28 protein-coding genes and 2 pseudogenes are annotated in these 26,467 nt (G+C 72.4%); 15 read left to right on the forward strand and 15 right to left on the reverse strand.

Going from position 1 to position 26,467, the window contains the following annotated elements:
• Positions 1-11: 11 nt before the first annotated feature.
• From DNK56_RS17550 to DNK56_RS17570, 5 genes are all read right to left on the reverse strand, one after another.
• A complete protein-coding gene (locus DNK56_RS17550) occupies positions 12-1,046 on the reverse strand; it encodes a DUF5914 domain-containing protein (protein ID WP_241989916.1) in 1,035 nt (344 codons plus the stop codon).
• On the reverse strand, positions 1,043-2,023 hold the full coding sequence (locus DNK56_RS17555) for a phytoene/squalene synthase family protein (RefSeq protein ID WP_111335116.1): 981 nt from the start codon (positions 2,021-2,023) through the stop codon (positions 1,043-1,045). The genes DNK56_RS17550 and DNK56_RS17555 overlap by 4 nt, the downstream gene beginning before the upstream one ends.
• On the reverse strand, positions 2,010-3,578 hold the full coding sequence (gene crtI, locus DNK56_RS17560; protein ID WP_111335119.1) for a phytoene desaturase family protein: 1,569 nt from the start codon (positions 3,576-3,578) through the stop codon (positions 2,010-2,012). Before crtI ends, DNK56_RS17555 begins: the two co-directional genes overlap by 14 nt.
• Positions 3,579-3,691: 113 nt before the next feature.
• Positions 3,692-5,137: a hypothetical protein gene (locus DNK56_RS17565; protein WP_111335121.1), complete on the reverse strand. Its 1,446-nt coding sequence runs from the start codon at positions 5,135-5,137 to the stop codon at positions 3,692-3,694.
• 75 nt (positions 5,138-5,212) lie between these two features.
• A complete protein-coding gene (locus tag DNK56_RS17570; RefSeq protein WP_111335124.1) occupies positions 5,213-5,959 on the reverse strand; it encodes a phosphotransferase family protein in 747 nt (248 codons plus the stop codon).
• Between the two features lie 223 nt (positions 5,960-6,182).
• Here DNK56_RS17570 and DNK56_RS17575 point away from each other — a divergent pair, with 223 nt between their 5' ends.
• From DNK56_RS17575 to DNK56_RS17615, 9 genes are all read left to right on the forward strand, one after another.
• Positions 6,183-7,022, forward strand: a complete 840-nt coding sequence (locus tag DNK56_RS17575; RefSeq protein ID WP_111335126.1) for a hypothetical protein — start codon at positions 6,183-6,185, stop codon at positions 7,020-7,022.
• Between the two features lie 78 nt (positions 7,023-7,100).
• Positions 7,101-7,523 (forward strand): hypothetical protein, encoded by a 423-nt coding sequence (locus DNK56_RS17580; protein ID WP_146610462.1) that lies wholly within the window; start codon positions 7,101-7,103, stop codon positions 7,521-7,523.
• A gap of 248 nt (positions 7,524-7,771) precedes the next feature.
• On the forward strand, positions 7,772-8,428 hold the full coding sequence (locus DNK56_RS17585; protein WP_111335132.1) for a hypothetical protein: 657 nt from the start codon (positions 7,772-7,774) through the stop codon (positions 8,426-8,428).
• 223 nt (positions 8,429-8,651) lie between these two features.
• A complete protein-coding gene (locus tag DNK56_RS17590) occupies positions 8,652-8,993 on the forward strand; it encodes an ArsR/SmtB family transcription factor (RefSeq protein WP_111335955.1) in 342 nt (113 codons plus the stop codon).
• A gap of 68 nt (positions 8,994-9,061) precedes the next feature.
• Positions 9,062-10,705, forward strand: coding sequence for a SulP family inorganic anion transporter (locus DNK56_RS17595; RefSeq protein ID WP_446750438.1), 1,644 nt, complete (start codon positions 9,062-9,064; stop codon positions 10,703-10,705).
• Positions 10,702-11,115: a pyridoxamine 5'-phosphate oxidase family protein gene (locus DNK56_RS17600; RefSeq protein WP_241989917.1), complete on the forward strand. Its 414-nt coding sequence runs from the start codon at positions 10,702-10,704 to the stop codon at positions 11,113-11,115. Before DNK56_RS17595 ends, DNK56_RS17600 begins: the two co-directional genes overlap by 4 nt.
• Positions 11,112-11,531 carry an ATP-binding protein gene (locus tag DNK56_RS17605; RefSeq protein WP_111335137.1) on the forward strand — a complete coding sequence of 140 codons (420 nt, stop codon included), beginning with the start codon at positions 11,112-11,114 and terminating at the stop codon, positions 11,529-11,531. The genes DNK56_RS17600 and DNK56_RS17605 overlap by 4 nt, the downstream gene beginning before the upstream one ends.
• A gap of 37 nt (positions 11,532-11,568) precedes the next feature.
• A complete protein-coding gene (locus DNK56_RS17610; protein WP_111335139.1) occupies positions 11,569-11,928 on the forward strand; it encodes a zinc ribbon domain-containing protein YjdM in 360 nt (119 codons plus the stop codon).
• Positions 11,929-12,131: 203 nt separating this feature from the next.
• Positions 12,132-12,431, forward strand: coding sequence for a DUF6342 family protein (locus DNK56_RS17615; RefSeq protein ID WP_111335142.1), 300 nt, complete (start codon positions 12,132-12,134; stop codon positions 12,429-12,431).
• 98 nt (positions 12,432-12,529) lie between these two features.
• Here DNK56_RS17615 and DNK56_RS17620 read toward each other — a convergent pair.
• Positions 12,530-13,178: pseudogene (locus tag DNK56_RS17620) on the reverse strand (NAD(P)-dependent oxidoreductase).
• Between the two features lie 256 nt (positions 13,179-13,434).
• The gene (locus DNK56_RS17625) at positions 13,435-14,667 is read right to left on the reverse strand and encodes an APC family permease (RefSeq protein ID WP_111335145.1); all 1,233 of its coding nucleotides are present in this window, start codon (positions 14,665-14,667) and stop codon (positions 13,435-13,437) included.
• Between the two features lie 556 nt (positions 14,668-15,223).
• Here DNK56_RS17625 and DNK56_RS17630 point away from each other — a divergent pair.
• The 5 genes from DNK56_RS17630 (at position 15,224) to DNK56_RS17650 (ending at position 18,397) form a co-directional block, all read left to right on the forward strand.
• A complete protein-coding gene (locus tag DNK56_RS17630) occupies positions 15,224-15,604 on the forward strand; it encodes an RNHCP domain-containing protein (RefSeq protein WP_111335147.1) in 381 nt (126 codons plus the stop codon).
• Between the two features lie 19 nt (positions 15,605-15,623).
• Complete coding sequence (locus DNK56_RS17635; RefSeq protein WP_111335149.1) at positions 15,624-16,055, forward strand: RNHCP domain-containing protein; 432 nt, start codon at positions 15,624-15,626, stop codon at positions 16,053-16,055.
• A 236-nt stretch (positions 16,056-16,291) separates the two neighbouring features.
• The gene (locus tag DNK56_RS17640) at positions 16,292-16,897 is read left to right on the forward strand and encodes a lytic polysaccharide monooxygenase auxiliary activity family 9 protein (protein WP_111335151.1); all 606 of its coding nucleotides are present in this window, start codon (positions 16,292-16,294) and stop codon (positions 16,895-16,897) included.
• Positions 16,898-17,208: 311 nt separating this feature from the next.
• Positions 17,209-17,940 carry a hypothetical protein gene (locus DNK56_RS17645; protein ID WP_241989918.1) on the forward strand — a complete coding sequence of 244 codons (732 nt, stop codon included), beginning with the start codon at positions 17,209-17,211 and terminating at the stop codon, positions 17,938-17,940.
• A complete protein-coding gene (locus DNK56_RS17650) occupies positions 17,909-18,397 on the forward strand; it encodes an NUDIX domain-containing protein (RefSeq protein ID WP_111335154.1) in 489 nt (162 codons plus the stop codon). The genes DNK56_RS17645 and DNK56_RS17650 overlap by 32 nt, the downstream gene beginning before the upstream one ends.
• Here the strand turns inward: DNK56_RS17650 and DNK56_RS17655 are convergent, their stop codons facing one another.
• On the reverse strand, positions 18,398-18,907 hold the full coding sequence (locus DNK56_RS17655) for a GNAT family N-acetyltransferase (RefSeq protein ID WP_111335156.1): 510 nt from the start codon (positions 18,905-18,907) through the stop codon (positions 18,398-18,400).
• A 21-nt stretch (positions 18,908-18,928) separates the two neighbouring features.
• A complete protein-coding gene (locus DNK56_RS17660) occupies positions 18,929-19,303 on the reverse strand; it encodes an ArsR/SmtB family transcription factor (protein WP_111335159.1) in 375 nt (124 codons plus the stop codon).
• 28 nt (positions 19,304-19,331) lie between these two features.
• Between DNK56_RS17660 and DNK56_RS17665 the strand changes: the two are divergent.
• Positions 19,332-20,471, forward strand: a pseudogene (locus DNK56_RS17665) (flavoprotein).
• Here the strand turns inward: DNK56_RS17665 and DNK56_RS17670 are convergent.
• From DNK56_RS17670 to DNK56_RS17695, 6 genes are all read right to left on the reverse strand, one after another.
• Positions 20,451-21,080, reverse strand: a complete 630-nt coding sequence (locus DNK56_RS17670) for a class I SAM-dependent methyltransferase (RefSeq protein ID WP_111335162.1) — start codon at positions 21,078-21,080, stop codon at positions 20,451-20,453. The pseudogene DNK56_RS17665 and the gene DNK56_RS17670 overlap by 21 nt on opposite strands.
• 10 nt (positions 21,081-21,090) lie before the next feature.
• Positions 21,091-22,248: an NUDIX domain-containing protein gene (locus DNK56_RS17675; RefSeq protein ID WP_241989919.1), complete on the reverse strand. Its 1,158-nt coding sequence runs from the start codon at positions 22,246-22,248 to the stop codon at positions 21,091-21,093.
• Positions 22,249-22,274: 26 nt separating this feature from the next.
• On the reverse strand, positions 22,275-22,919 hold the full coding sequence (locus DNK56_RS17680) for a class I SAM-dependent methyltransferase (protein ID WP_241989920.1): 645 nt from the start codon (positions 22,917-22,919) through the stop codon (positions 22,275-22,277).
• A 70-nt stretch (positions 22,920-22,989) separates the two neighbouring features.
• Positions 22,990-24,375 carry a phosphotransferase gene (locus tag DNK56_RS17685; RefSeq protein ID WP_111335164.1) on the reverse strand — a complete coding sequence of 462 codons (1,386 nt, stop codon included), beginning with the start codon at positions 24,373-24,375 and terminating at the stop codon, positions 22,990-22,992.
• Complete coding sequence (locus tag DNK56_RS17690) at positions 24,372-25,184, reverse strand: class I SAM-dependent methyltransferase (RefSeq protein WP_111335167.1); 813 nt, start codon at positions 25,182-25,184, stop codon at positions 24,372-24,374. The genes DNK56_RS17685 and DNK56_RS17690 overlap by 4 nt, the downstream gene beginning before the upstream one ends.
• Positions 25,181-26,431 (reverse strand): protein-L-isoaspartate O-methyltransferase family protein, encoded by a 1,251-nt coding sequence (locus DNK56_RS17695; protein ID WP_241989921.1) that lies wholly within the window; start codon positions 26,429-26,431, stop codon positions 25,181-25,183. The genes DNK56_RS17690 and DNK56_RS17695 overlap by 4 nt, the downstream gene beginning before the upstream one ends.
• Between the last annotated feature and the right edge of the window lie 36 nt (positions 26,432-26,467).

Raw genomic sequence — 26,467 nt, forward strand, 5'->3', positions numbered from 1 at the left:
CCCCGGCCCGCTCAGCCCGGGAACCGCCCGGTGCTGCGCAGCGCCCAGCGCCGTTCGGCGTACGCCAGGTCGTCCCGCCACAGCCGGGCCGCCGTACGCCGCATCAGCGGACGCAGCAGCAGCGCCGCCATCCGGGCCGGCGCGAAGCCCGGCCGGTCCGACGCGGCGATCGTCGCCTCGACCACGGCCGTGCGCGGCCGCGGATGGCCCGGCCCGGTCAGCGGAGTCGCATGCGTCTCCACCACGGACGACGCCCCCTCACCATCGGTGATGCGCATGACGACCGTACGCGGCTCAGGCGCCGTGAACGCGGCCCGCACCGGCACCACCAGCCGCCCCGCCACCCGGAAGGACACATCGACGGCGAACGCGTCGTCGCCCTCGCCGTCCGGCTCGCGCACCACCGACAGATCGATGAACGAGTACGGGTGGAACCACGAACCGTGCCACGGGTCCAGCCGGTTGGCCACCACGTCCTGCGGCTCGCACCGCCCCATCGCCGTGAACACCGCGTCCACCGCCCCCGCCGGCTCGGGCCGCACCGGCACCACCGGCCGCTCACCGGGGTCCTCGCCCCCCACCCCGTCCAGCCGCACCCACACCAGCACACCGTCGTCGTACACCGGAAACGGCCGCCACCCGGCGAACGGGCCACCGTCCAGGGCCAGTCCGTGCCAGTGGCACACCAGCGTGCCGCACACCACCCGGCTCTCCCGCAACGGGGCACCGAGGTGCGGGCACACACCGGGACCGGCCCGCAACTCCCCGTCCGCCGTCCGCCACAGCACGACCTCCACCCCGCCGACCGTCCTGCCGTACGGGCCCCCACCTCGGCGCATCGCGCGGGAGGCGCCCACCACGTACCAGTTGCCGGACGGGCGCGCGGTGGCCCGCTCCAGCGTCCGCGCGATCAGCACCGGCCGCGCCTCGCGCCACGTCGGCGCCTGCGCCGACCAGCCGGGCCCGGAACCCCGCAGCCGCAACGGGGGCGTCCAGCCCGGCGAGAACGGCCGCCGCGCCGGCGATACCCAGCGCCTCCGGCTCACCGCACCCGTCCCTTCCGCCCGGCCGCCGGCCCGCGCCGTCGGCCCCGCGCACGCCACCGGGCCCCCGCCACACCCAGCACCCCGGCGGCGGCGGTGACGGCGCGCCGCCGTCCGGACACCACCGCACGCCGGTGCAGCACCCGGTAGTCCTGCTCGGCGACCGCGTCGAGAATCCCGCCGTACAGGGTGAACGCGGCGCGGATGCACGGACGCACCCGCGGATCGAGCATGCCGATGCCCGGCTCCGCCGTCCGGTACACACCCCGCGTCAGCTCCGACGCGTCCACCAGAGCCGCCCGGATGCGCGCGTCCGCCCGTCCGGTGCGCCGGCTCCACTCCAGCAGCGGCCGGTCCACCCCGTGCGAGGCCAGCAGATCGGCGGGCAGGTAGACCCGGCCCCGGTCGAGGTCCTCGCCCACATCGCGTACGAAGTTGGTGAGCTGGAACGCCACCCCGAGCGCCGCCGCATGCGGTTCGGCCTCCCGCCGCGGCACCACCGTGCCGAGCACCGGCAGCATCTGCAGACCGATCACCGCGGCCGAACCGTGCACATATCTCTGCAGGTCGGCATAGGTGGGGTAGTCGGTGACGGTCAGGTCGGCCCGTATCGAGGACAGGAAGTCGGCGAACAACTCGTGCCCGATGCCGTAGCGGGCGGCGGTGTCGGCGACCGCCCGCACCACCGGCTCGTCACCCGTGCCGGTGCGCAGCCCGCGTACGAGATCGCGCTCCAGCCGGAGCAGCAGCCGGTCGCGCTCCTCGGGCACCCGGTGCCGGCCGAGGTCGTCGACGATGTCGTCCGCCCAGCGCGCGAAGCCGTACAGGGCGTGCACGGCGCAGCGCCGCTCGGGCGGCAGCAGCCGGGTGGCCAGGAAGTAGGTGCGCCCGTGCCGGGCGTTGAGCCGGCGGCACCGGGCGTAGGCGAGGCGCAGCTCCGCATCGGTGATCCCGGCCGCGTCCAGTTCACGCCGGGTCATCGGCACCCGCCCCGGTCAGCAGGACGGGCTCCCGGTGCGCGGCCGAGGGCGGGCGTCCCCGACGGGGTCGCTGCCCGCCGCCGGTGATGCGCGCGGCGGCCAGCTTGCCGCTGATGAGGACGGTCGGCACACCGACGCCGGGGGTGGTCCCGCACCCCGCGAGCACCACGTTCTCCGTTCCCCGCACGAGATTGCGCGGACGGAACGGGCCGGTCTGGGCGAACGAGTGGGCGAGCGAGAAGGGGGTGCCGGCGGCATGGCCCCGAGCCGTCCAGTCCAGCGGGGTGACCAGCAGCTCCTGCCGCACACCGGCGGCGAACCCGTCCAGCCCCCGGCGTTCGAGCTCGCGCACCAGCCGGTCGCGGTAGCGCGGACCGAGATCGCGCCACGCGGCGGCCGGGGGACCGGTGACGGTGTTGGGGCACGGCGCCAGGACGTAGTGCAGATGGTGGCCCGGCGGCGCCAGCGACGGATCGTGCGCGGTGGGCCGGGTGATCAGCAGCGAGGGGTCGCTCATCAGCTCGCCCCGGCGCATCAGCTCGTCGAAGGTCCGCTCCCACGCGGCGCCGAACGAGATCGTGTGGTGCGCGAGCTGCGGCCAGGTGCGGTCCGTTCCGGCGTGCAGCACCACGGCGGACGGCGAGTGCCGGACCGGTACGGGACGCCGGGGCCGCCGCCCCAGCAGCCGGTGGGCGGCGGGCAGTTCACAGGTCAGCACCACCGCGTCGCAGGCCAGCCGCTCGCCGGAGGCCAGCCGCACGGCGCGCACCCGGTCACCCGACCGCTCCAGCCCACTTACCTCGGCCGACCAGCGCAGCTCGGCACCCGCGTCCGCCGCCGCGTCGGCCATGGCACGCGGCAGGGCGTATATGCCGCCCTTCGGGAACCAGACGCCCGCCACCGTGTCCATGTACGCGATCACCGCATACGCCGCGAGCGCCCGCGCCGGGGCCACGCCCGCGTACAGCGACTGGAACGAGAACACCCGGCGCAGCCGCTCGTCCGACAGGAAGCGGCCGATCCGGCGATCCAGCCGCCCGAACCCGCCCAGCGCCGCCAGCCGGGCCAGATCCGGACACAGCAACCCGAGCGGGGAATCGAAGTTCGCGTCGATGAAGCGGCCCATCTGCGCCCGGTACACCCGCTCCAGCCACCGCCGCAGCTCGCGGTAGCCGGCAGCCTGCCCCGCCCCGGCGAACCGCCGCACCTCCGCTTCCATCGCCTCGCCGTCGGTGTGTACGTCGAGCGAGGACCCGTCCGCGAAGCAGGCCCGGTACGCCGGACTCAGAGCCGTCAGCTCGACGCGGCGGTACAGGCTGTCCCCGACCGCGGCGAACGCCTCGTCGGCCAGCTCGGGCATGGTCAGCACCGTGGGCCCGGTGTCGATCTCGAACCCGCCGAGCCCCACCCGTCCCGCCCGGCCTCCGGGCCCCGCATCCCGCTCCACGAGGGTGACCCGGCGGCCCGCGCCCAGCAGGTGCAGAGCACACGCCAGCCCGGACAACCCGGCCCCCACGACAACGACATGCTCCACCGAACCCGGCACACACCTCACACGACGCCCTCGCTTCCGTCAGCACGCGCGCCGATCTCACCCCGCCGCCCGCCGGGCACCCAGTCCCTGACGGCGTGTCGCCCCCGGAGTCCTCCTGTCGGCGTACGCCCGGATCAGCTCACCGACGCACTCCAGCCCTCGCCGGAAGTGACGAACAACGCCCCGTCGTGCAGGCCGACACCGGAGGCGGCCGTGGCCCGGCCCGTCAGGCTGAGCGCCCCCGGCCCCGCGAACGCGGCCGAGCGCAGCCGGAAGGCGCCGGGCTCGTCGCAGCCGACGGTGCGCAGCCTCCACGGCGACGAGGGGCCTGCCTCATGCCGGGGCGGCAGGGCGAGTTGGAGCTGTGCCGTGGCCGGTCGGTCGCGGGCCGGGTCGGAGTGGGCAGCCGCCCAGGCCGCCATGACGAGTACCGCCTGCGCCGGTGGATCGGAGGGGCGGTCCCCGGTGAGCGGCGGAGGCGAGGCTGCGGGAGCCGGCGGAGCGTCGATGAGATCCGAACCGCCCGACCTCTGAAGTACCGCGGCGCACCAGCGGGCAAGCCCGGGCCCGCCCCGGTCGGCCCAGCCGCGTACGAGGTCACGGAAGGTCGCCTCCCTGGCACGGACGCCGGGCGTGGACCCCGCGGCCACGATCGCCGATCCGGCCCCCTCGAAGACCCGGCAGAGATCGAGCACGGGTACGCGGTCGGCCCGGTCGGGGTACCGGACGGACCGGATCGCCCATATCGCGTCACGCAGCAGAAGGGCGGCGACGCGCGCGTCGGCTCCCAACTCCCCGCCCGGCGGCTCCGACCGCTTCGACCGGCCGTCACGGGGCGGGACAACGGCGTCGGCTCGCCGGCCGGCGGCCGACAGATGCCAGCACCGGTCGTCCCACCGGCACTCACCGCTCGCCGCACGCAGCCGACCACCCGCGCCGATGCGCACCTCGACGCCGTCCACCAGCGGCCCCAGGGCGACACCGTGCGCATCGGAGGAGTCGAAGACCACATCGGTGACACCATCCAGCCGAACGTTCAGCAGCGCGGGGCTTACGGGAGCCTCCTCGGCGACGTCGAATCTGCGGGGGACCGCCAGTTCGAGGAAGCCGTACAGACCCGCTCCCGCCCGCTCCACCCGAAGAGAGCGAACAGCGGCTGCCCCCAGATCGTAGTCGGGCAGCAACTCGTCCACGGTCCGCCTCGTCACCGGGTACAGCGGAGCCATGACGTGTCCGAGATAGTCGCGGCCCGGCCGCGGCGGCTCCACGGCGGACAGCAACGACTCCACCCCGTACCCGGCGACGCCCGCCTGCTCACGCATCCACCCGCGCCGGCGCTCGCCCCATCCCGCCATCCACTCCAGCACCGTCCGCGCCCGCCGCTCACGCTCATCGGCGTCGGCGGAATGGGCGGCCCAGAAGAGGGGGAAGAGGTTGTTGTCCCACACATTCGCGACAGAGTGGATCGTCTCCCGGTCGTACCGGCGCACATCCGCCGCGGCCTCCGCGATCTGCACCACGGACCGATCCAGCAGCACCGCCAGCACAGACATGGCCGGAAACTCCACAGGCGTGGTCATACGCCGATCGTCGCACGGGACAAGGGCGGTGGACCGGCGGCCGGTTCGGGCGGCCGCCCGCTCTCACATCCGCTCTCACATCCGGGACCTGAGTACGTCGACCTCGCAGCCCGGCGCGAACGGATCGAAGCCGTGCTCGACCAGCCAGCGAACCGCCAGCAGGCTGCGCAACGACCACCAGGCGCGGATGACGTCCAAATCGACGTCCGTGCCGTAACCGGCAAGGAGGTCGTCGAGGTGTTCCTCGTGACCGAGTGCGAAGGTGGCGAGGTCGTACAACGCGTCGCCCCGGCCGGCCTCGGACCAGTCGATGATGCCGGTGACCTCGTCACCGTCGAAGAAGACGTGCGCGATCTGCAGGTCGCCGTGTGTGAACGCCGGTGTCCACGGCCGCAGCGCGGCCGCGGCGACCTGACGGTTGCGGGCGACCAGGTCGGCGGGCAGCAGGCCGTTCGCCACGAGCAACCCGCACTCCGCGTCGAGTTCCGCCTCCAGCGCGTCGACGCTCCGGCCGGCCCGCCCGGTCCAGGACGGCGGCGGCGCGTCGTGCAGCTTCCGGATGGCGGCGCCCGCCGCGCGCCACGCCGCCGGCGACCCGGTCGCCGGCTCACCGAGCCGTCCGAGCGTGGTTCCCGGCACCGCGGAGATCGCGAGCACGGGCGGCCTGCGCCACAGAACCTCCGGGGTCGGCACCGGCGCCAGGGCCATCGCCTCGACCTCGACGTCGATGCGTTCCCGGTCGGCGTCCACCTTCAGGAACACGTCCCCGACACGCAGCGTCGCACGTTCGGAATGAGCGACGACGACTGTGACTTCATCCATGGCCGACCAGTATCCCCGAGCCGATCGACCCGTTCGCGCGTTGCACCAACCGGCCCAACGCCGGTCGCCCGGCCGGGTCCGGGGGGCGAGGCTGCTGCGCAGGCGCGGCGATTCCGTGCCGTCGTCCCAGCCGTCCCGGAAGCGGGGGATCGCCCATGCCGTCCGTACTCTCCCCCGACAGCGGGGCGGGACGAGCCGCCGTGCGCGGCCGCGGGTAGGCGCCGTGGCGGAGACGGGCACGGAACGGGACGACGAGCACGACGCCCGGTCGGCCGACCGCAGAGGCGGTCCCGGGCACACGGTGCTGGTGGCGGTGGCCCTCGCGGTGCCGGTCACGAAGGTCGCGTACACGGTCGGAGGCGGCGCCGCCGCCCGTGACGTGTTCGTCGGCATGGAGCCCGCCAACTGGCCCGACGTCCTGATCGGCATGGTCCTCACCGACCCGCTGCTCGCCTCCGTACTGGCCGTTGTCGTCTCCCGCGTCGTCTTCGCCCTCTTCGCGGCACGCGGCGCCATTCCCGTCCAGGGAGGGTTCCTCCGTGCGCTCCAGCGGGTGGCGCTCACGGCCGTCAGCCCGGCCGCGATGGGAGTGGTGGTCGCCGGCTTCTTCGGCCCCTGGTGGGGGCTCGGTACGGCGCTCGCCGCGTACGCGCTGCGCAAGGGTGTCGTGGTGGAGTACCGCACCGGCAGACGCCACCCGCACGCACACCCCGGGCACCGGCGTACGCCCGCCTCGGGATCGCACCGGGAGGCCCGCCGCTACCGGCCGTCGCCGGCATTGCGCCGGGCGGCGGCCCTGGAGCAGTGGGCGGCCCTCGTCCTGACAACCGTCGTACTCCCGGTCCTGTTCTTCGTCGCCGCCCTGGACGGCCGGGCCTGGACCTCGATCGTCCGGTGCCAGGTCACCGCCGGCACGCAGACCGCGAGCTACCGTCTCATCGAACTCAGCCGCAAGGGCAACGGAATCGTCGGCTGGAACCTGGACACCGACGAGATCACCAACGGCGACGCGTGCACGGGCGAGGAGAGCCTCTACGTACGCGAACCGTGGTGGCGCCGCTGAGCACCGGCCGTCGCGGTACCGCGCCGCTGAGTACGCGTACTCATGCACATCCTGTACATGACCGGAAAGCTCGGGGCCATGAAATCGAGCAAAGCGACACTCGTAGCCCTGCATCTCTTCCTGATCTGGGTGCTGATGACGTTCGCGGCGCCGATTCTCGGCCTGGTCCTGCTGGGCATCGCATGGGACGGGGGAGCGGCCGCGTTCATGGTCCTTCTCGTCATGCTGGCCGTGGTCCTCGGCCTGCTGAACCTGATCGGTCTGCTGGTGGACGGAGTGGTTCCGTTGAGCGGCTCCGCCCCGCGGCGGCTGAGCTGGTCGGTGCTGGTGCTGGTCCTCGGCTCACTCGGGCTCTACGCCGGCGCGACGCTGCTCGGCCGCGTCGGCCCGAGCGGTGGATTCGTATCGATCGCCCAGGTCGGGCTTCCGTACGCCCTCGCCGCCGCCCTCCTGGTCCCGAACCGGTGGCAACGCCTCCGGAGCGCCGGCCGCACGTCCTGACGACCCCTGATGCGGGAAAGGCGGAAACCGCTCCCGGCCGCCCCGACCCGTCGCGTGCCTGTGCCCCGCCTGGGACGATCCTGTGTCATTCGCACTCCATAGTCTGAGGTGGGCGCCGGGGAACGCCTCGTTGTCGGACCACCGTCACCGGGTCTCCCCGACGCGCTCGGTCGCAAGGCCGGGGGCTTCGTCCAGTTTTCGTACGTTCCGGCTGTCGCTCAGCACAGCCCCACGCGAGTTAGGCCAACATGACACACAAGGGACGCATAGTCTTCGCAGCCGCCGCCCTCACCGCCCTGAGCCTCGGGCTCACGGCCTGCAACGACGGCGACGACTCGGCGTCGGTGAAGGAATCGCCCTCCGCCTCCGCCCCGGCCTCGGCCTCGGCTTCTCCGAGCAGCGAGAGCAGCCCGTCCGCGGAGCCGAGCGAGGAATCCACCCCCGCGCCCAGCGGTGACGTGGCCGCGCCGGGCGCGAAGCTCAAGGTCGGCGAGCGCGCGATCCTGCCGTTCAAGTACGGCACCTCCAAGAAGGGCACCGTCGCCGTCACGGTCACGGCCATCGAGAAGGGCGCCGAGGCCGACATGGCCCCCTTCGGTGACAAGGCGAAGGGCATGACGCCCTACTACATCCGCATGAAGGTGGAGAACGTCGGCGGCACCGACCTGTCCTACTCGTCGCTGAGGCTGCGCGGCAAGCTGGCGGGCGGCGGCCCCACGGGCGTCATCCTGATCGGCGACCTGCCGGGCAAGTGCGACAGCGAATCGGCCCCCCGCGACTTCAACACCAAGGGCGCCTCGTACGAGACCTGCTCGCTCAGCGCCACGAAGACCGGCCCCATCGACGTCGCCTCGTTCGAGGAGGGCGACGAATACCGCGACAACCCGGTCCTCTGGAGCAACTGATTCCCTTCCGCGTCACGCGGGCCGGACCACCGCAGGCCGGGCATTCCGTCATCGACGGAATGCCCGGCCTGCGGTAATTTCATCCCTTTTTGGTGTCCTCAATCCACGAATTGCAAAATTCTTCAATTCGCTACATGATGTGCTAGCCGTGTCCGTAGGTAGCCGCGGGCACGGCTTCGGGCGACGCCCCAGGCGTCCGGGGTGGTGAGGAGTGACCGCGACCGTGCCGGTTCCGCTGTATCAGGCCAAGGCCGAGTTCTTCCGGATGCTCGGGCACCCGGTCCGCATCCGCGTGCTGGAGCTGCTGCAGGACGGGCCGATGCCGGTACGCGATCTGCTCACCGCGATCGAGGTGGAACCCTCGGCGCTCTCCCAGCAGCTGGCGGTGCTGCGCCGGTCGGGCATCGTGGTCTCCACGCGGGAGGGCTCGACCGTGGTCTACAAACTGGCGGGCGGCGACGTGGCCGATCTGATGCGGGCCGCACGGCGCATCCTCACCGAAATGCTGGCCGGCCAGACCGAGCTCCTGGAGGAACTGCGGGGAGCCGAGGACGCCGCGCGGTGAATACGTTCGTCGCCCGGTCCTGGCACCGGGTCTCCGCCCTGCTCCCCGCCCGCGCCGACTTCGCCGTCATGGCCCGCACCCCGCGCCGCGACCTGCTCGCCGGACTCACCGTCGCCATCGTGGCACTGCCGCTCGCGCTGGGCTTCGGCGTCTCCTCCGGCCTGGGCGCGGAGGCCGGGCTGGCGACCGCCGTGGTGGCGGGCGCGCTCGCCGCCCTCTTCGGCGGCTCCAACCTCCAGGTCTCCGGGCCGACCGGCGCGATGACGGTGGTGCTGGTGCCGATCGTCGCCCAGTACGGCCCCGGCGGGGTTCTGACGGTCGGACTCATGGCCGGACTCCTGCTCATCGGCCTGGCGCTGCTGAGGGCCGGCCGATACATGAAGTACATCCCGGCCCCGGTGGTCGAGGGCTTCACCCTGGGCATCGCGTGCATCATCGGCCTGCAACAGGTGCCGAACGCGCTGGGCGTGGCCGAACCGGAGGACGACAAGGTCCTGGTGGCCGCCTGGCACGCGGCCGGCGAGTTCGCCCGCACCCCCAACTGGACGGCCGTGACCCTCGCGCTGGGCGTGGCGGCGGTCATGCTGATCGGCGCCCGCCTGCGCCCCGCCGTCCCGTTCTCCATCCTCGCGGTGATCGCCGCCACGTCGGCGGCCCAGCTCTTCGACCTGGACGACGCCGCCCCGATCGGCGCGTTGCCCTCCGGACTGCCCGCACCCTCGCTCGCCTTCCTCGACCTGTCCACGCTGGGCTCGCTCCTCGCACCTGCCATCGCGGTCGCCGCCCTGGCGGCGCTGGAGTCGCTGCTGTCGGCGACCGTCGCGGACGGCATGACGGTGGGCCAGCAGCACGACCCGGACAAGGAACTGTTCGGCCAAGGCATCGCGAACCTGGCCGCGCCGCTGTTCGGCGGTGTGCCCGCCACCGCGGCGATCGCCCGGACCGCCGTCAACGTGCGCACCGGCGCGGGCTCGCGGCTGGCCGCGCTCACCCACGCCGCCGTGCTGGCCGTCATCGTCTTCGCCGCCGCGCCCCTCGTCTCCAAGATCCCGCTCGCCGCGCTGGCCGGGGTGCTGCTGGCCACCGCGATCCGCATGGTGGAGGTCGGAGCGCTGCGGGCGATGGCGCGGGCCACCCGCTCGGACGCCGCCGTGCTCATCCTGACCGCCCTCGCCACGCTCGCCCTGGACCTCGTCTACGCGGTCATCATCGGCCTGGCCGTGGCCGGGGCGCTGGCGCTGCGGGCGGTGGCCGGCCAGGCGCGCATGGACCGGGTCGACTTCCGCGCGGACCTGCCCGCCGGGCACAGCGACGAGGAACACGCCCTGCTGGCCGAGCACATAGTGGCCTACCGGATCGACGGCCCGCTGTTCTTCGCCGGCGCCCACCGCTTCCTGCTGGAGCTGTCCGAGGTGTCCGGCGTACGGGTCGTGATCCTGCGGATGTCGCGGGTCTCGACGATGGACGCCACCGGGGCCCTGGTCCTCAAGGACGCGGTGCAGAAGCTGAACCGGCGCGGCATCGCCGTACTCGTGTCCGGCGTACGCCCCGGTCAGCGCCGGGCCCTGGAGTCGGTCGGCGCGCTCGACCTGCTGCGGCGCGACGGCCGGGAGTACGCCACCCCGGCGGAGGCCGTCGCCGGGGCCCGCACCCACCTCCACCGGGAGGGGCTGCTGTCCGCCGGCCCCGTGTGCGAAGGGGCCGGCCGATGAACGACCCCGTCCGCAGCATGATCGACGTACCCGGAAGCGAAGCACTGTGGCTGCTCGGCGGCTGCGGCCACGGCAGCCTGGTGTTCGTCCAGCACGAGACGCCCGTCCTCCGCCCGGCCGTGCACGTCCTGGAGTACGGGCAGCTCGTCATCCGTACGCCCGCGCAGGCCTCCGCCCTGGAGCGCCGCCCCGTGCTCACGTACCACGCGCAGACGGTCGGGGCGCCGGGCGGCCAGGGCTGGAACGTCACCGCCACCGGCCCGGCCGGGCTCATCACCGACCCGGACGAGGCGGCGCACTACCGCCGTACGCTGCCCGGCTGGACGTACGGCCCGCACGACACCCTGCTCCGCATCCGCCCGCAGACCGTGAGCGGCTTCCGCCTGGAGCGTACGGAGGCGGGCCGGTGAACCCCCGACTGGAGACCCTTCCGCTGCGCCATGTGCTGACGCTGCCCACGATGGGCGCGGCGGTCCGCATCGCCCGCGAGACCACGGAACAGGTTCTGGCCGAGTGGGGCATCAACCGAGGCCACCCCGCCGTCGATCCTGCCCTGCTGATCCTGTCCGAACTGGTGGCCAACGGCGTCCAGCACGCCGCCGCCCTGTCGCCGAACCTCACGGTCATCTACGCGGCCGGCGCGCACACGTTCGCCTTCGGCGTCCACGACCGACACCCCCATCAGCCCGCCCTCCGCTCCTCGCTCACCGAGACCGGCGGCCTGGGCACGGTGATGGAACTGACCCTGGGGCTGGGCGGTACGGCTGTCATCCGCGGCGACGCGGACGGCAAGGGCAAGAGCATCTGGATCACCCTCCCCCTGTAGAAGCCCGTCAGAAACAAGGCAAGGAAGCAACAACCTCATGAGCGACGACACCCAGCCGCTGCCGCCGTGCCCCGAGTGCTCCAGCGCGTACACCTACGAGATGGGCGCCCTCCTGGTCTGCCCGGAGTGCGGCCACGAGTGGTCGCCCGCGCCGGCCGAAGGCACCGGCGGCGACGACGGGGTGATCAGGGACGCGGTCGGCAACGTACTCGCCGACGGCGACACCGTCACCGTGGTCAGGACACTGAAGGTCAAGGGCAGCCCCTCCGGCATCAAGGCCGGAACGAAGGTGCGCAACATCCGCCTGGTCGACGGCGTGGACGGCCACGACATCGACTGCAAGATCGACGGATTCGGCTCCATGCAGCTCAAGTCCAGCGTGGTCAAGAAGGCCTGACCCGCCTTGAACCGCAATTTTCGGTCATCTCCCCTTCTAGGTGCCTTGAACTTCAATTCCGGACTTTCCGCGTAGAAATCCAGTCACCCGAAAGACTCTGCGTCACGACCCGTGGGCGCTGTGTATAAGTTCTGCGGTGGTTTCGGGCGGCTGTCGTGGTCCGGGCCGAAGGCTCATCCATCGAATCTGAAGGGGAAAGTCACATGGCTGACATCGATCTCGGATTGGCGACGGACTGGGAAGAGGGAGAGACGCACGGGCGCGTTCAACTGCGCCAGAACCAGGTCTATCCGGGGTCGCCCAAGAAGGACGTCCTCATCAGCTCCCCGGTGAGCATCGAGCTGTCGGTGAACACGAACTACTCCAGTTCACAGGAGGCCGACAAGATCTACTTCACGACCCACCACGGCTCGACGAAGAAGATCATCGCGGTGCTCGACTCCGACGGCAACCTGCACATAGCCGGCCGGCTGATCACCGACCAGAAGGACCTGCAGTACTGAGGAATCCCCGCCCGGGGCAACCACTCGGCACAGCACGGGGCCCGCTCGGCCAATCAAGCCGGCGGGCCCTTCCGTCACGGGGATCTGTCGGCCACCCCCTAGTCGGCGACGTTGAAGCGTTCGAGGATGTGCTGCGGGTTCTCGATCTCGTCGACGAGGGCGACGGCGTAGTCCTCGGTGGAGATGTGGCTCCGGCCCTCGGCGTCGGTGACCAGGTCATCGAGGCCGGTGCGGTAGTCACCGGTGCGTTCGCCGGGCTGGATGGTGGCGGCGGGGCTGAGGTTGGTCCAGCGGATGTCGGTGACGGTGCGGTAGTAGTCGAGCGCGTCACCGTGGGCGTGCATGATCTGCAAGAGGAATTCCGGCAGCCCTTCGGCGTCCCAGACCTGCTTGCCGTCGGGGGTGCGGAGTGACCCGGCCCCGCCGACCGTGATGAGCCGTGGGGCGTCGGCGCCGAGCGGGCGGAGCCCGGCGACGAGGGACTTCGCGGCGGGCTCGATGGTGGCGAGGTGGCCGGGCCCGTCCCCGCCGCCGACGGCGCTGACGACGACGTCCTGCCCCTCGACCCGCCGTCACGGACCGCGGGTCGAGGACATCGCCCTGGACGACGGTCAGATGGGGGTGCGACACGGTGACCTTGGCGGGGTCACGGACGACGGCGGTGACCAGATGGCCGCGGTCCAGGGCCTCGCGCAGCACACAGCTGCCGATCGTGCCGTTGGCGCCGAAGAGAGCGATCTTTGCCACGAGGGGCTCCTCACAGTACGGGGGAGTGGGGGACCGGCGGCACGGAGTCCACGGGCGCACGCGGCAGGGAAGCCCGCCCAGCGGACGAGAACACACACCACACGATCCTTCCGGAGGTCGACAGACCGGATCGTGATCTTCGTAGCGGTCCGGCCGCGTCCGGGCGGGCCGACGTGCCGGGGATTCACTCCGAAGCGTAGAAAATCAGACCGCGCTCGCGCTGCCGCGAGGCGCGCATCCACCACGCACCAGCGGTTCAGCGAGGGCGGCGCCACCGTGACGAGCCGGTCAGCACACGGCGCACCCGGTACGCGACGGCCCCGGCGAGCAGGACGGCGCCGCCCGTGAGCACGGCGGACAGGGGAAGGGCGAAGGCCAGTACGAGGCAGCCCGCGAGGCCGACGACGGGGATGATCCGGGCCGGGCGGCCCTCCGCCGGGCGGAGGGTCCAGGCGGAGGCGTTGGCGATGGCGTAGTAGGCGAGGACGCCGAAGGACGAGAACCCGATCACGCCCCGGATGTCCGTGGTCGCGGCGGCCACGGCGACGACCGCCCCGACGACGAGTTCGGCACGGTGGGGGACCTTGAAGCGCGGGTGCACGGCGGCCAGGGCATGGGGGAGATGGTGGTCCCGGGCCATAGCCAGGGTGGTGCGGGAGACACCGAGGATCAGGGCGAGCAGAGACCCGAGAGCCGCGACGGCCGCGCCGGCACCCACGACGGGGACGAGCAGGTCGGCACCGGCGGCGCGCGCGGCCTCCGTCAGCGGCGCTCCGGCCGCGGCGAGGCCGTCCGGGCCCAGGACCAGCAGGACCGACACGGCGACGAGGGCGTAGACGCCGACGGTGATGCCCAGGGCGATCGGAATGGCGCGCGGGATCGTGCGCGCCGGGTCGCGCACCTCTTCGCCGAGGGTGGCGATGCGGGCGTAACCGGCGAACGCGAAGAACAACAGCCCGGCCGCCTGGAGCACCCCGCCCGCCGTCACGTCCGCACCGACGTCCAGACGCACCGTCTCCACGCTGCCGGAGGTCAGGAAGACGACCACGATGACGGCGAGGACCGTCAGGACGACGGTCACGATGGCCCGGGTGAGCAGGGCCGACTTCTGAACCCCCGCGTAGTTGACCGCCGTCAGGACCACCACGGCGGCCACCGCGACCGCGTGGGTCCGGCCGGGCCAGAGGTAGGCGCCCACGGTGAGGGCCATGGCCGCGCAGGAGGCCGTCTTGCCCACCACGAACGCCCAGCCGGCCAGATAGCCCCAGAACTCGCCCAAGCGCTCGCGCCCATACACGTAGGTGCCGCCGGAGGCCGGGTAGAGCGCCGCGAGCCGGGCGGAGGAAGTGGCGTTGCAGTAGGCCACGACCGCGGCCAGCGCGAGGCCGAGCAGCAGACCGGAACCGGCCGCGCGCGCCGCCGGCGCCAGCGAGGCGAAGATCCCCGCACCGATCATCGAACCCAGCCCGATCAGTACCGCGTCCGCCATCCCCAGCCTCCGCTGGAGCTCGTCCGGAACCCTCGGGGCGGGCCTGGATGCCTTGCTCAACCTGGTGCTCCCTCAACGACGGCCGCAACGAAGGCTTCAACGACGGCCTCAACGGCGGGCGCGGACCGGCGGGTCCGTGTTCCGCGCGCACGATAGGCCACGGACGTGAACGCGCCGTGCCGAAACGGCGCGCGCGCAGGACCCAGGACATCTCCGCTGTTCACCGCGGTGACGAGCCCGATAATCGGTTGACGCCCGCCGAAGGGCGATTGCTACGGTGAGGCGTTCTGTCGGACCACCGGGCCTGCTGCGCCCCTCAAGGGAGTGAATTTTGTGCCCACGGCCCTCGCCGCGCGCGCCTCGCTGCACGGCCCCAGCTGCCACGTCCTCCTGACCCGTCCCGCTCGGACGACTACCGGATGCGGCATTCCGATGCTGTGACCTGCCCACACGCCCGTCATTCCCGCGCGCCGCGGGATACGGCGGTGTGTCTTCGGCGAGGCCGCTCGGCCTGCTCTTGCTGTCATGACCGACTTCTCAGCAAGGAGCCCTCCGGGTGTCCAATTCCGACAAGACTTCCTCCCACGCCCAGAACACCGTTCTGGCCGGCACCTTCGTCTGCGCGTGGTGCGGCCTGACCGTGTCCGCCGTCAGTGGCGACGGCACACGGCGCAACCACTGCCCGTCGTGCCTGCACTCGCAGCACGTCCTCGACCATGCCGAGGGCGGCCCCAGCGAGTGCCACGGCCGGATGTCGCCGATCTCCGTCGCCGTGCTGCGTACCGGCGACTGGATGGTCATCCACCGTTGCGTGCGCTGCGACGAACTGACCTCCAACCCCATCTGCACCGACGACAACCAGCTCATCCTCATGCGCATGGCCGTACGGCCGCTGGCACAACCACCGTTCCCGCTCGAAGCATTCGGCGACCTGTAGACCGGAAGGAGAAGAACCCGTGCCGAGACGAGCGAACAACTCCAGCAGACGTACGCAGAAAACGCGGCGGCCCCAGCGGCACAAGGACGTCCTGCACCGCCAGGGAGGGCACCGGCGCAACGATTTCAGGTGCGTGGGATGCCGACTGGACGTGTCCTTGGACGCGCCCGGCACCACCCACCGCAATCACTGCCCCAACTGCCTGGCCAGCCTGCACGTCGACCGCCGGATTCCGGGTGACCGGGCGGCGGTCTGCCGGGGGCGGATGGAAGCACTGAGCATGTCCGTACGGCCCGACGGTGAGTGGATGATCATTCACCAGTGCCAGTCCTGCGACGAACTCAGCGCCAACCGCATCGCCGGCGACGACAACGCGCTGGCCCTGGTGCGGCTCGCGCTGAAACCGCTGCGGGACAGCAGCGTCGCCCGCCGGACGCTGCTCCAGCTCTGACCTGACCGGGGCCACGCGAAGGGGGGCGGCGTACGGGCATGAACGTGCCCGTACGCCGCCCCCCCTTCTTTGGTCGACTTGGTTCGCTTTATTGACACTTCACGCGAAGACCGTACCGTTGGGAGCGCTCCCATAGCAGCTTTGTCACTGGAAGGAGTTCCCCCCACATGCACACCAGAATCCCGTTAACCGGGCGTTCGAGGTCGTACTTCCGCCGCCCCCTCCAGGCACTCGTCATGGCGTTCGCCGTCGTCGCCGGCGCGCTGGCCTGGTCGACCCCCGCCCAGGCCCACGGCACGATCGTCGGCCCCGCCTCCCGCGCGTACCAGTGCTGGGAGACGTGGGGCAGCCACCACATGGACCCGGCCATGCAGACGCAGGACCCCATGTGCTGGCAGGCATGGCAGGCCAACAGCGACACCATGTGGAACTGGATGAGCGCTCTGCGCGACGGACTCGGCGGCCAGTTCCAGGCGAAGACCCCCGACGGCACGCTCTGCAGCAACAACCTGTCCCGGAACGCCGGCCTGGACAAGCCGGGGGCGTGGAAGACCACCACGGTCGGCAACAACTTCTCGGTGCACCTGCGCGACCAGGCCGCCCACGGCGCCGACTACTTCAAGGTCTACGTGAGCAAGCAGGGCTTCGACCCCACGACCCAGACGCTGGGCTGGGGCAACCTCGACTTCATCACGCAGACCGGCAGCTACGCGCCGGCGAACGACATCACGTTCCCCGTGCAGACCTCCGGCTACTCCGGACACCACGTCCTGTTCGTGATCTGGCAGGCGTCCCACCTCGACCAGGCCTACATGTGGTGCAGCGACGTGAACTTCGGCTGAGCCGAGGAGCGCCACACCCGGCACCCGCCCCCACCGGGCGCCGCTGAGCCGCCGCCCGGCCGACCGAGCCCTGTCGGGACAAGGAACACCTTGCCCCGGCAGGGCTCCCCGCGCACCAGGCCGCCCGCGGCCCCCAAGGCGGCAAAGTCCGTGGTGGCGCGGCGAGGAGTCCGGCATCATCCCCGTGTGATGGTGACGCGAACCGCTCCGAAGATCTCTCCGCCGCCGACTCCGCGCCCCGGCCGGTCGGTGGGTCTGGGCCGGTTGGTGGGCCTGGGCCGGTCGGTGGGTCTGGGCCGGGCGCCCGCGCGATGACCAGCTTCCTGACGCACCGGGCGCGCGTGCACGACGCACACCTCCCGCCGTACCGGCGGCACAGCGCGTTGCGTACCTGCCTCACCCTTTTCGCCCCGTACGGCCTCCGGGCGACGTACCACCACCTCACGCTGAACGCCGCGATCCCCCGAAGGCTGGACGCGGACCCGGACGCGCTGGTGCGGGCGGTGGAGGAACTGCACGAGGCGCGGGCGCTGTGGCTCGTACGAGCAGAGGAGTACGCCGCGCAACGCCGCGAGGAGAAGCGCGCGGGGCGGCGGGCCGTGACGAACCCGCGACCGTGGTGGCTGCGGAACCGGTGGGAGGGCCCGCACCGCGCCTGGTACGAAGACCCGTTTCGCCATCCGTCGCTGGCCCTGCCCGAGTACGTCCGGCGACAGAACGCGCTTCTGGACGGCGCAGACCTCCCCGGCTGCCCCGCCTGCGGGGACGGGAGACCGCCGGTGTCGCACGCGACCGGGCACGGGTGGGCGGAGCTGTGCCGTGGCTGCGCGTGGCTGGCCACACCATGTGCGTGCGGGCAGCGACACCGGGCCGCCCCGGACGCGCCGTTCGGTTGGCCGGGCATCTGGCGGCGGGCGCACATGAGCGACGACGGCACACCGAACCCGCACTGGCCCCGCGAGCCAACCGGTGGGACGAAATCTCCGAGCGCGTCATCAAAGAGCGGACATGGTGAGCGACACCAGCCAGATGAACAGCCGTAACACGGTCTGCGTGATCGTCCACGACAAGGACCGGGACCTGGTCGCCGCGGTGCTCTACGGCACCCGTGACTGGTCCCCGCGGCCGGTGTGGACCCTGCCCGGTGGCAAGGCCGATCCCGGCGAGCCCCTCGATGAAGCCGCTGCCCGCGAACTCAAGGAGGAGACCGGCCTACTCGTCGACCCGGCCGACCTCTCACTCGTCCACGTCGTGCACGTCGAGCAGGGCGGGGACCGTGCCGGGCAGTTCGTGCTCTTCGCCTTCGCCACCGACACATGGACCGGTGAACTGACCAACGCCGAACCGGAGAAGCACCCGGCGGTCCAGTGGCTCGCGGCCGACAGCCTCCCCGAACCGGCGTTCCCGACCGCCTCACAAGCCCTCTCCGCGTACAGGGCAGGCGGCCCGGCCTTCTCCCGCCTCGGATGGTCGGCCACCACCCCGAAGCGAACGGTCTGATCAGCCGACGGCAGGGCTGCGGCGCTCGACGAGGACGACGTCGCGCCAGACGCCCTGATGACGGCCGATCCGCTCCCGCGTGCCGATGACACGGAAGCCGGCCCGCCGGTGAACGACGAGGCTGGCGGTGCTCTCGGGGAAGATCCCCGACTGGATCGTCCAGATCCCAGCCCGTTCCGTGGACTCGATCAGCGCCTCCAGCAGGGCGGAGGCGATGCCCCGGCCGCGCGCGGCCGGGTGTACGTAGACGGAGTGCTCGACCACGCCCGCGTACGCACATCGGTCGGAGACAGGGCTCGCGGCCACCCAGCCCAGCACGGTCCCCGCCGGGTCGAGAGCGGCGAAGCGGTGCTCGGGCAACTTCGCCTCGTCGAAGGCTTCCCAGGTGGGCGCGGCCGTCTCGAAGGTGGCGTTCCCCTCGTTGATCCCCGCCCGGTAGACGGCCAGCACCTGCCCCGCGTGCTCCGGCACCAGCGGAACGATCACCGCGCCGGAAGATCCGCCGACCACGATGCCTCCTCTTCCTTCCGGTCAGGCCGAGCCCGGCAGGGCCAGCAACCGCCCCATCGCGGCCAGTACGGACGGCTCGACGCGGTAGTAGACCCAGGTGCCGCGCCGCTCGGAGGTGAGCAGCCCGGCCTCCTTCAGCTTCTTCAGATGGTGGGAGACGGTCGGCTGGGAGACGCCCACGTCGGAGATGTCGCAGACACATGCCTCGCCGCCCTCGTGCGAGGCGACGGCGGAGAACAGCCGCAGCCGGACCGGGTCGCCGAGCGCCTTGAACATCCGCGCCGCCCCCTCGGCCTCCTCGGCGTTCATCGGCCGCTCGGTGAGCGGAGGGCAGCACGGCACCACGCCCTGGCCATCGGCGGGTTCGAGCAGCGGCAGCACCTTCGCATTCGACATACCTCTATGTTGACACATGTCGAATCAGATGAGGGGTGCCTGTTCCGCAGGTTGCGGGGGAGGGGGTGCCGGCCCCACCTGCCTGGCCGCCGCCGCACACCTGGTCGACCGGGGTATCGAGCCCCTGGTCCTGGAAGCCGGGCCCACCGCCGGTGCCGCCGTACGCGAGTGGTCACACGTGCGGCTGTTCTCCACCTGGGGCGAGGTCGTCGACCCCGTAGCCGAGAAGCTTCTCGCTCTCACCGGATGGACGAGGCCGGACCCGGCCACCTATCCCTCCGGCGGCGACTGGGCCGACCTGTACCTGCGGCCGCTCGCCGCCGCCCTCGGGGACCGCGTACGCACCGGAGTGCGCGTCACCGGAGTCTCCCGGGCTGGCCGGGACCGGATCGTGGACGCCGACCGCGAGCAGCAGCCGTTCGTCGTGCACACCACCCACACCGATGGCCACGAGGAGCGCCTTCTCGCCCGCGCCGTCATCGACGCCTCCGGCACCTGGGACACCCCGTCACCGGCCGGCGGCAGCGGGCTGCCCGCCCTCGGCGAGAAGGCCGCCACGGACAGGATCACCTACCGCGTCCCCGACCTGAACGACCCCGCCGTCCGCACCCGATACGCGGGCAGGCGCACCGCCGTCATCGGCTCCGCGCCTCCGCCTTCACCGCCCTCGCCCACCTCGCCGCGCTCGCCGAGTCCGACGACGGTACGGGCACCAAGGGCGTGTGGATTCTGCGCCGGGGCATCTCCGGCGCCACCTTCGGCGGCGGCACGGCCGACCAACTCCCCGCGCGCGGAGCCCTGGGCCTGGCTGCCAAGGCCGCCGTCGACCAGGGGCACGCGGACGCGATCACCGGCTTCCGTACGCGGGCGATCGAGCGCGACAGCGACGGCCGCCTGGTCCTGGTCGGCGAAGACGGCCGCCGCACGGAAGCGGTCGACGAGGTGATCGTCCTGACCGGCTTCCGCCCCGAGCTTCCTCGCCCTGACCGGCTACGAACAGGTCCGCTCCGTCGCGGCCGCCCTCGCAGGCGACCTCGACGCCGCCGACCGCGTCGAACTCACCCTCCCCGAATCCGGGGTGTGCGGCGGCGCCGGCCTCTTCGACGCCCCCGAACCCGAGTGGAGCGGCGGCTGCTGTGCCCCGGCTCTACGGCCGGCGAGCCAGTAGGTGGGTGTCGAGGAAGCCCCGCTCGGACGCCGGGTCGTAGAGCAACCGAGCGATCACGACGAGTCCGGCCCCGGTCAGCAACTCGGCAAACCGGTCGGGCGGCCAGCTGTAGGCGGGCGCCACCTTGTGGTCGAAGCGGACAGGCTCCGGCCCCTCGGCTCCGAAGAAGGACGCCATGAGCACGCCCCCTGACGCCAGCACACGCACCTGCTCGGCGAGCAGCGCCGGCAATTCCTCCGGTGGGGTGTGGATCATCGAGTAGTGGGCCAGCACGCCGCCGAGCGCGCCGTCCTCGACCGGCAGGGCCTCCATCCGCGCTTCGTCGAACCGCAGCTCCGGATGAGCTCCCCGGGCGTGGGCGACCATAGCCGGGGAGAGGTCAAGCCCGAAGGCGTCCAATCCCAAGTCGTGCAGCATGGCCGTCAAGTGGCCGGGGCCGCACCCCACGTCTGCTGCCCGTAGGTTCCCTGTGCCACGTACGAGTTCGGCGAAGGTGCCGATCATGTTCCGTGCGAACGGCTGCGTCTCCAACCGATTGGCGAACATCGACGCGTACAGTTCGACGACTCCGTCGTAGCCCGCCCTGGTCTCATCCTGGTGTTTCGACACGGGAAGGAAGCTAACACCCGTGCAGGCCAAAGCGGTCGGTGGCGTCGGGCAGTTCGGTGAGGGGCTGCCGCGCGGCGCGGGGGATGCCGAGCTGTGCGCGGGCCCGGTGGACCGCGGCGAGCTGATCGGCGGCCGGAAGCTCCCAGTCGAACAGCTCCAAAGCCTGTTCGGGCGTGGCGAGGAGCCGGATGTGGGTGCGGCCGGTGGCCGGGTCGACGGGTGGCGGGCCCAGACGGGTGAGGGGCGCGGCGTAGCGGAGGCGGGCGTACGGCTTGTCGGGGTCGCGGAGGTGGCCGAGAAGCAGTGGTTCGCCGAATTCGGCCGCGGCTTCCTCGTGTGCCTCCCGGCGCAATGTGGCCAGCGGGTCGCCACGGTCGGGGAGTTCAGGGGAGCCGCCCGGCAGGAGCGCCGCACCGGTGTCCGGTTCGAGGAGCACTAGGACGCGACCATCGGAACCGAAGAGCCAGCCCCATACCTGGACCACCGAGAGCTGATCCGGGGCGGGCCCGGTGTGGAAAGGCAGGTGATGCCGGGCACGGGCGGCGCGAAGGGCACCGGCCCGGTCCAGGACGCTCGGGGCGATGGGGAGGCCGTTCTCCAGCAGGGCCGGGCCGGCGGAGTTGATGCGAGCACGCAGGGCGGACAGGGCGCGTCGGGCGTCACCGGGGGACATCAGGTCCGGCAGCCGGGCGGGTTCGACGAACTCGACGGAGTCGATCTCATGGTCGGGCAGCCGGATCGCGGCGATCCGCTCGTCGTCCCACGTGCCGCCGTCGTAGACGTGCAGGATCTCGCCGGGGAAGCGCATGTCGGCCGGCGCGTTGAGGCTGCCGGCGCTGACCCAGTCGACGGCGAGCCCTCGATCGACGGGCATGGTGACACCGAGTTCCTCGCGCAGTTCCCGCGCGGCGCCCTGGGCGGGGGCCTCGTTCGCGTCGACGGCGCCGCCGGGCAGGAGGCAGGTCGCCCGGTAGTCGACGTGCTGGACGAGGACCCGGCCGTATGCGTCGGTGATCAGTACGGACGTTCCGGCCCACAAGGCGGCCGAGGCACGTAGGACCCCGTACTCCTCGTCGGTCATCTTCGTGCTGGGCTGCGCGTCAGGGGAGGGCATGGTGGTCATCTCGTCTCCGATCGCCCGCGTGGTGCGGTTCTCGATGTCTGGCACCGGGTGCTTCTTTCTGGTTACGGGGGTCAAGGCCGCAGGGCGTAGCCGCGCAGGACGTCGAGATCGGCGGTCCGTACGCAGGACCAGCCAGCCGTCAGCAGTTCGGTGTCCAAGGGGGAGATCCCGAGGTGCTGGAGGGCAGGGTCGGTGGTCGTGCGGCGGCCGGCGATCTCGGTGACGACCCAGAGCACTCCGCCGGGCGCGAGGATGCGCCGGATCTGGTCGAGGAAGGCCGGCTTGTCGTCGACCCATCGGTAGACCAGACGGCAGGTGATGAGCGCGAAGGCGGGGTGCGCAAGGGCGGTGAGGCCGGCGGTGGTGACGTCCAGGCACTGCCAGGCCGGCCCGTCGCCCGGCCCGGGCTCGGGCTCGGACCCGGGCTCGGGGGAGATGTCGTGGGCGGCGGCGAGTTCGACCGCGCTGGGGGAGCAGTCGACGCCGGTCGTGCGGTAGCCGAGCTCGTGGTGGAGGTGGCGGGCCAGGGCGCCGTCGCCGCTGCCGATGTCGAGGGCAAGGCGGCCGTTGCCGGGGGCGAGGTGCTCGGCCATCAGCCGCTTCTCGGCCGTGCACACCGACCGGTAGCGGCGGCCGCCTGCCCAGAGCGGCTCCCAGTACGCGGCGGGCAGGGAACGGCCGTCGTCCCGCCCTGGTGCTGCTGCCTTGATCATCATGCTGCCTCCTTGGCGTGTGGGAGTGGATCGGGCGGTTCGGTACCGCAATGCCGAGTGCCGACGTAGGCCGCTATCCCGCGACGGCGCGGCAGCGCACCAGGGTGCGGTGCCCGCGTTCGACCAGTTCCGGATCGCCGGTCCTGTTCCCGAAGTCGATGCCGGACACCGCGTCCAGGACCGCCTCTACCCGCAGGCGCGCCTCTTCCGCCTCCGTGAGCCGCCGCCCGTACCCGTCGAAGAACGCCTCGTCGAGGTCTGCCCGGCCGTCGAAGCAGTCGAGGAGCCGGACCAGATCCCGTACGGCGGACTGGGGTTCGCTGCGCTCGAAGTCGATGATCCGAAGGGTGCCGTCACCGGCCCGGAGCAGGTTGCGGAGCTGCAGATCGCCGTGGGTCACCACCGCTTCGACCGCCGGCAGCCGTACGGCACCGTGTACGACCGACCGTACGAACTCCTCGTCCCCCGGCCGCAGATGCGCCCGCGCCCCTTCCAGGTGCCGTTCCAGTTTCGCGTACGGGACGACCGGCGCCGTCCCGGGTGCCGCCGCCGGCAGGGGGCTCGCGTGAACGCGGGCCGTGAGCTCCCCGATCGCCCGGAACACCCGCCGCTCCTCGTCCGGCGGCAGCACCATCCCGTGCAGCGGGCGGCCCTCGACGGCGGTCAGGACGATCGCCCGTAGCGCCGCGTCGGCCGCCACCAGCCGGGGACCGGCGCCCCCGAGCCCCGGCACCCAGTCGCGCAGGGCCCCGACCTCCCGGCCGTGGAAACGGTCGTTCTGGTGGATCTTGACGAACCACACCCCGCCCGACGCGTTCTGCGCGCGCCACACCTGGCTGGCGGTCCGGGCCCAGGACACGTCCGTCCAGGCGGTGATCCGGCCGACCGCCCGCTCGGTGAACTCCCGTACCTCCAGACCGGGACGCGGCTCACCGCCGTCCGGGGCGGGCACGAGGTGGAGCCGGTCGACGGCCGCGTCGTGCCCGATCGGATCGCCCGGCTCCTGGAAGTGGAGTGCTATGGGGACACCGGCCCGGTACGCGTTCAGCCCCGCGCGGCAGTAGGCGATCATGGGCTCCGGCAGGGCGTCGAACGCGAACCAGTCCATGGCGTCGCACACCTCGGGCTCCCTGACGTCCGGCGTCCCGGACCAGCGGCGGACCTCGAAGAAGAACCCGACCCGCGCGTTACCGCCCGGCGCCCGCTGATGGACGGTGACCGCGGCACGTACGTCGCCCGGTTCCACCACCAGGCCCGTCTCCTCGTACGTCTCGCGCACGAGCGCGGTGACGACGTCCTCGAAGGGCCCGTCGACATGCCCGGAGGGGAAGTGCCAGTGCCCCGCCGCATAGACGGTGCCGGCCCGCCGCGACAGCAGTACCTTCGGCCCCTTCTCCCCCTCGCGGACGGCGATCAGGTGTACGTCCACCGGCACCGTGTGCCGCTGGCCGCCGCTCACCGGGCACCTCCCGGCCGGCGGGCGAGCAGGACGTCGAACACCGTGTCCTCGGCGAGCCTGTCGTCCTGCGCCGCGTGCCGCTCCAGCAGGGCCAGGGCCTCGGCCTCGAACCGGGGATGCCGGTCGCCGAAGAGGCCGGGGCGGGCGAAGCTGGTGCTGCGCAGGTAGCCGACCACCTTGTCCGGGGTCCACACGCGGCGCAGCGGGAAGTGGTGCTCCTCGATGTCGCTGAACGGGGAGTCGGCCAGGTCGTCTTCGTACCGGCGGCCCGGCTCCACGTAGGCCCCGGTGGTTCCGGCGCGGCGCTCGGCGCCGAGATGGGACTGGATCAGCTCTCGCAGCGCGGCGGTCCACGGCGCCGGGTGGGTCCAGAGGCTGCCGTCGCCCATGATCGCCAGGGTTGCGCCGGGGGAGGTGACGCGGTCGGCCATGGCCAGGACGGCTGGGCGGTCCATCCAGTGGAAGGCTCGCGCGCAGGTGACCAGATCGGCCCGGTAGCCCGCCCCGGGTGCGGTGAACTCCTCGGCCCGTACGGGATGGAAGGCGGCGGTCCGGCCCGCGAGAAGAGGGCGGAGCGCGAGATCGGCGCGGCGGAGCATGTCCCGGTCGGCGTCCACCAGGTCCAGGCGGGCGAGCTGTGGCAGGACGGGCAGCAGGGCGGCCGGCACCTGGCCGGTCCCGGCACCCAGATCGAGCAGAGCCGGACGGCGGATGCCGCGCAGTCTGGCGGCGAGCAGGTGGACGACTGCGTCGGGGAGGCCGGGGCGGTGGCGCTCGTAGGCGTCCGCCGTGGCGTGGAAGAGGCTCACAGGGCTTTTCTCCGTGCGGTGTTCGGTCGGGCAGGGGTGGAAGGGCGCTGGGACTCCGGCGTGAGCGGAGGCAGCACCCACGTCAGGGCGCGCGGATCGCTGCCGGAGGCGACGTACTGCGGCCGGCCGTCTTCCGGCACGGCCACCCGGTACGTGTCGGGCTGTCCGGCCAGGACCCAGCGGGCGTGCACGTCCTCGAACTCGGCCCACACGTCCCGGGGCCCGTGGACGCGTACGGTCGTCCCGCCGGGGTCGGCGACCGCCCAGGACTCGTCGTCGGGGGCGGCGATCGTCATCGTCTCGGCCTGGAAGTCGCGGACGAGCCCGGGAGCCAGGTACGCGGCGGCGAGCCAGAAGCCGTACGCGTCGTCCGGCGGCGGCGCGAGCCGGGTCGGGCGCGGTACACCGGGGTCGGCCTTGATCCGGGATCGCATCGGTACGGCGTCGAGCCACCGGTAGCCGAGCATGGGCCGGTATCCGCGCGGCCGACCTCGCAGCACGGCCTCGATCTCGCCGGCGCGGGTACGGGTGGCCAGGAGCTGTCCGGGCCAGCTCGGGGTACGGGTGGTGAGCGTCGTCAGCAGCCGCCCGCCGGGCGCGAGTTGCTCCACCCACGCCGGCGGGACGCAGGGCACGCCGATGCCGGAGTGGATACGGTCGAACGGTCCGCCTGCCGGGTGCCCGTCGAGAGCGTCGCCCGCCACGACCGTCGCGCCCGAACCGAGCCGGTCAAGGTTGCGCCGGGCGAACGCGGCCATGTGACCGTCCCGTTCGACGCCGGCGGCGAGGCGGGGGCCGGTGACGGCGGCGGCGAGCGCGAGGGACACTCCTGGGCCCGGCCCGAGCTCCAGGTACCGCTGCCCCGGGCCCAGCCGCAGCGTCTGGAGAGCATCCACGGTGGCCCGGCCGTAGGTCGACATCGACGTCATGTGCCCGCCGGTCACCGGCCCGCGTCCGAGCGCATCGAGCCGTTCCCCGTCGCGCTGGAGCAGGACCGACTCACCGCTGTGGATCAGGTCGAGCCACTCGGCCCGGTCGTCCGGATGCGCGCCGTCGAGCAGGCGCCACGCGATCGGTTCGACGCCCGGATCGCTCGCCCGTACGTACGCGTGGGGAAGCAGCACCTCCCGCGGCACCGACAGCAGGGCTTCGCGCAGCCGGGCATCGGGCAGTACGCCCCCGGCCTCAAGACGCTCCACCATCGCGGCGCGGCGGGCACCTGTCGTGACAGACAGGTCAGCGGACATGGCAGCCCTCCTCCTGGCGTGGTGGACAACAGCGCA

Source organism: Streptomyces sp. AC1-42W (assembly GCF_003248355.1).
Taxonomy (GTDB): domain Bacteria; phylum Actinomycetota; class Actinomycetes; order Streptomycetales; family Streptomycetaceae; genus Streptomyces.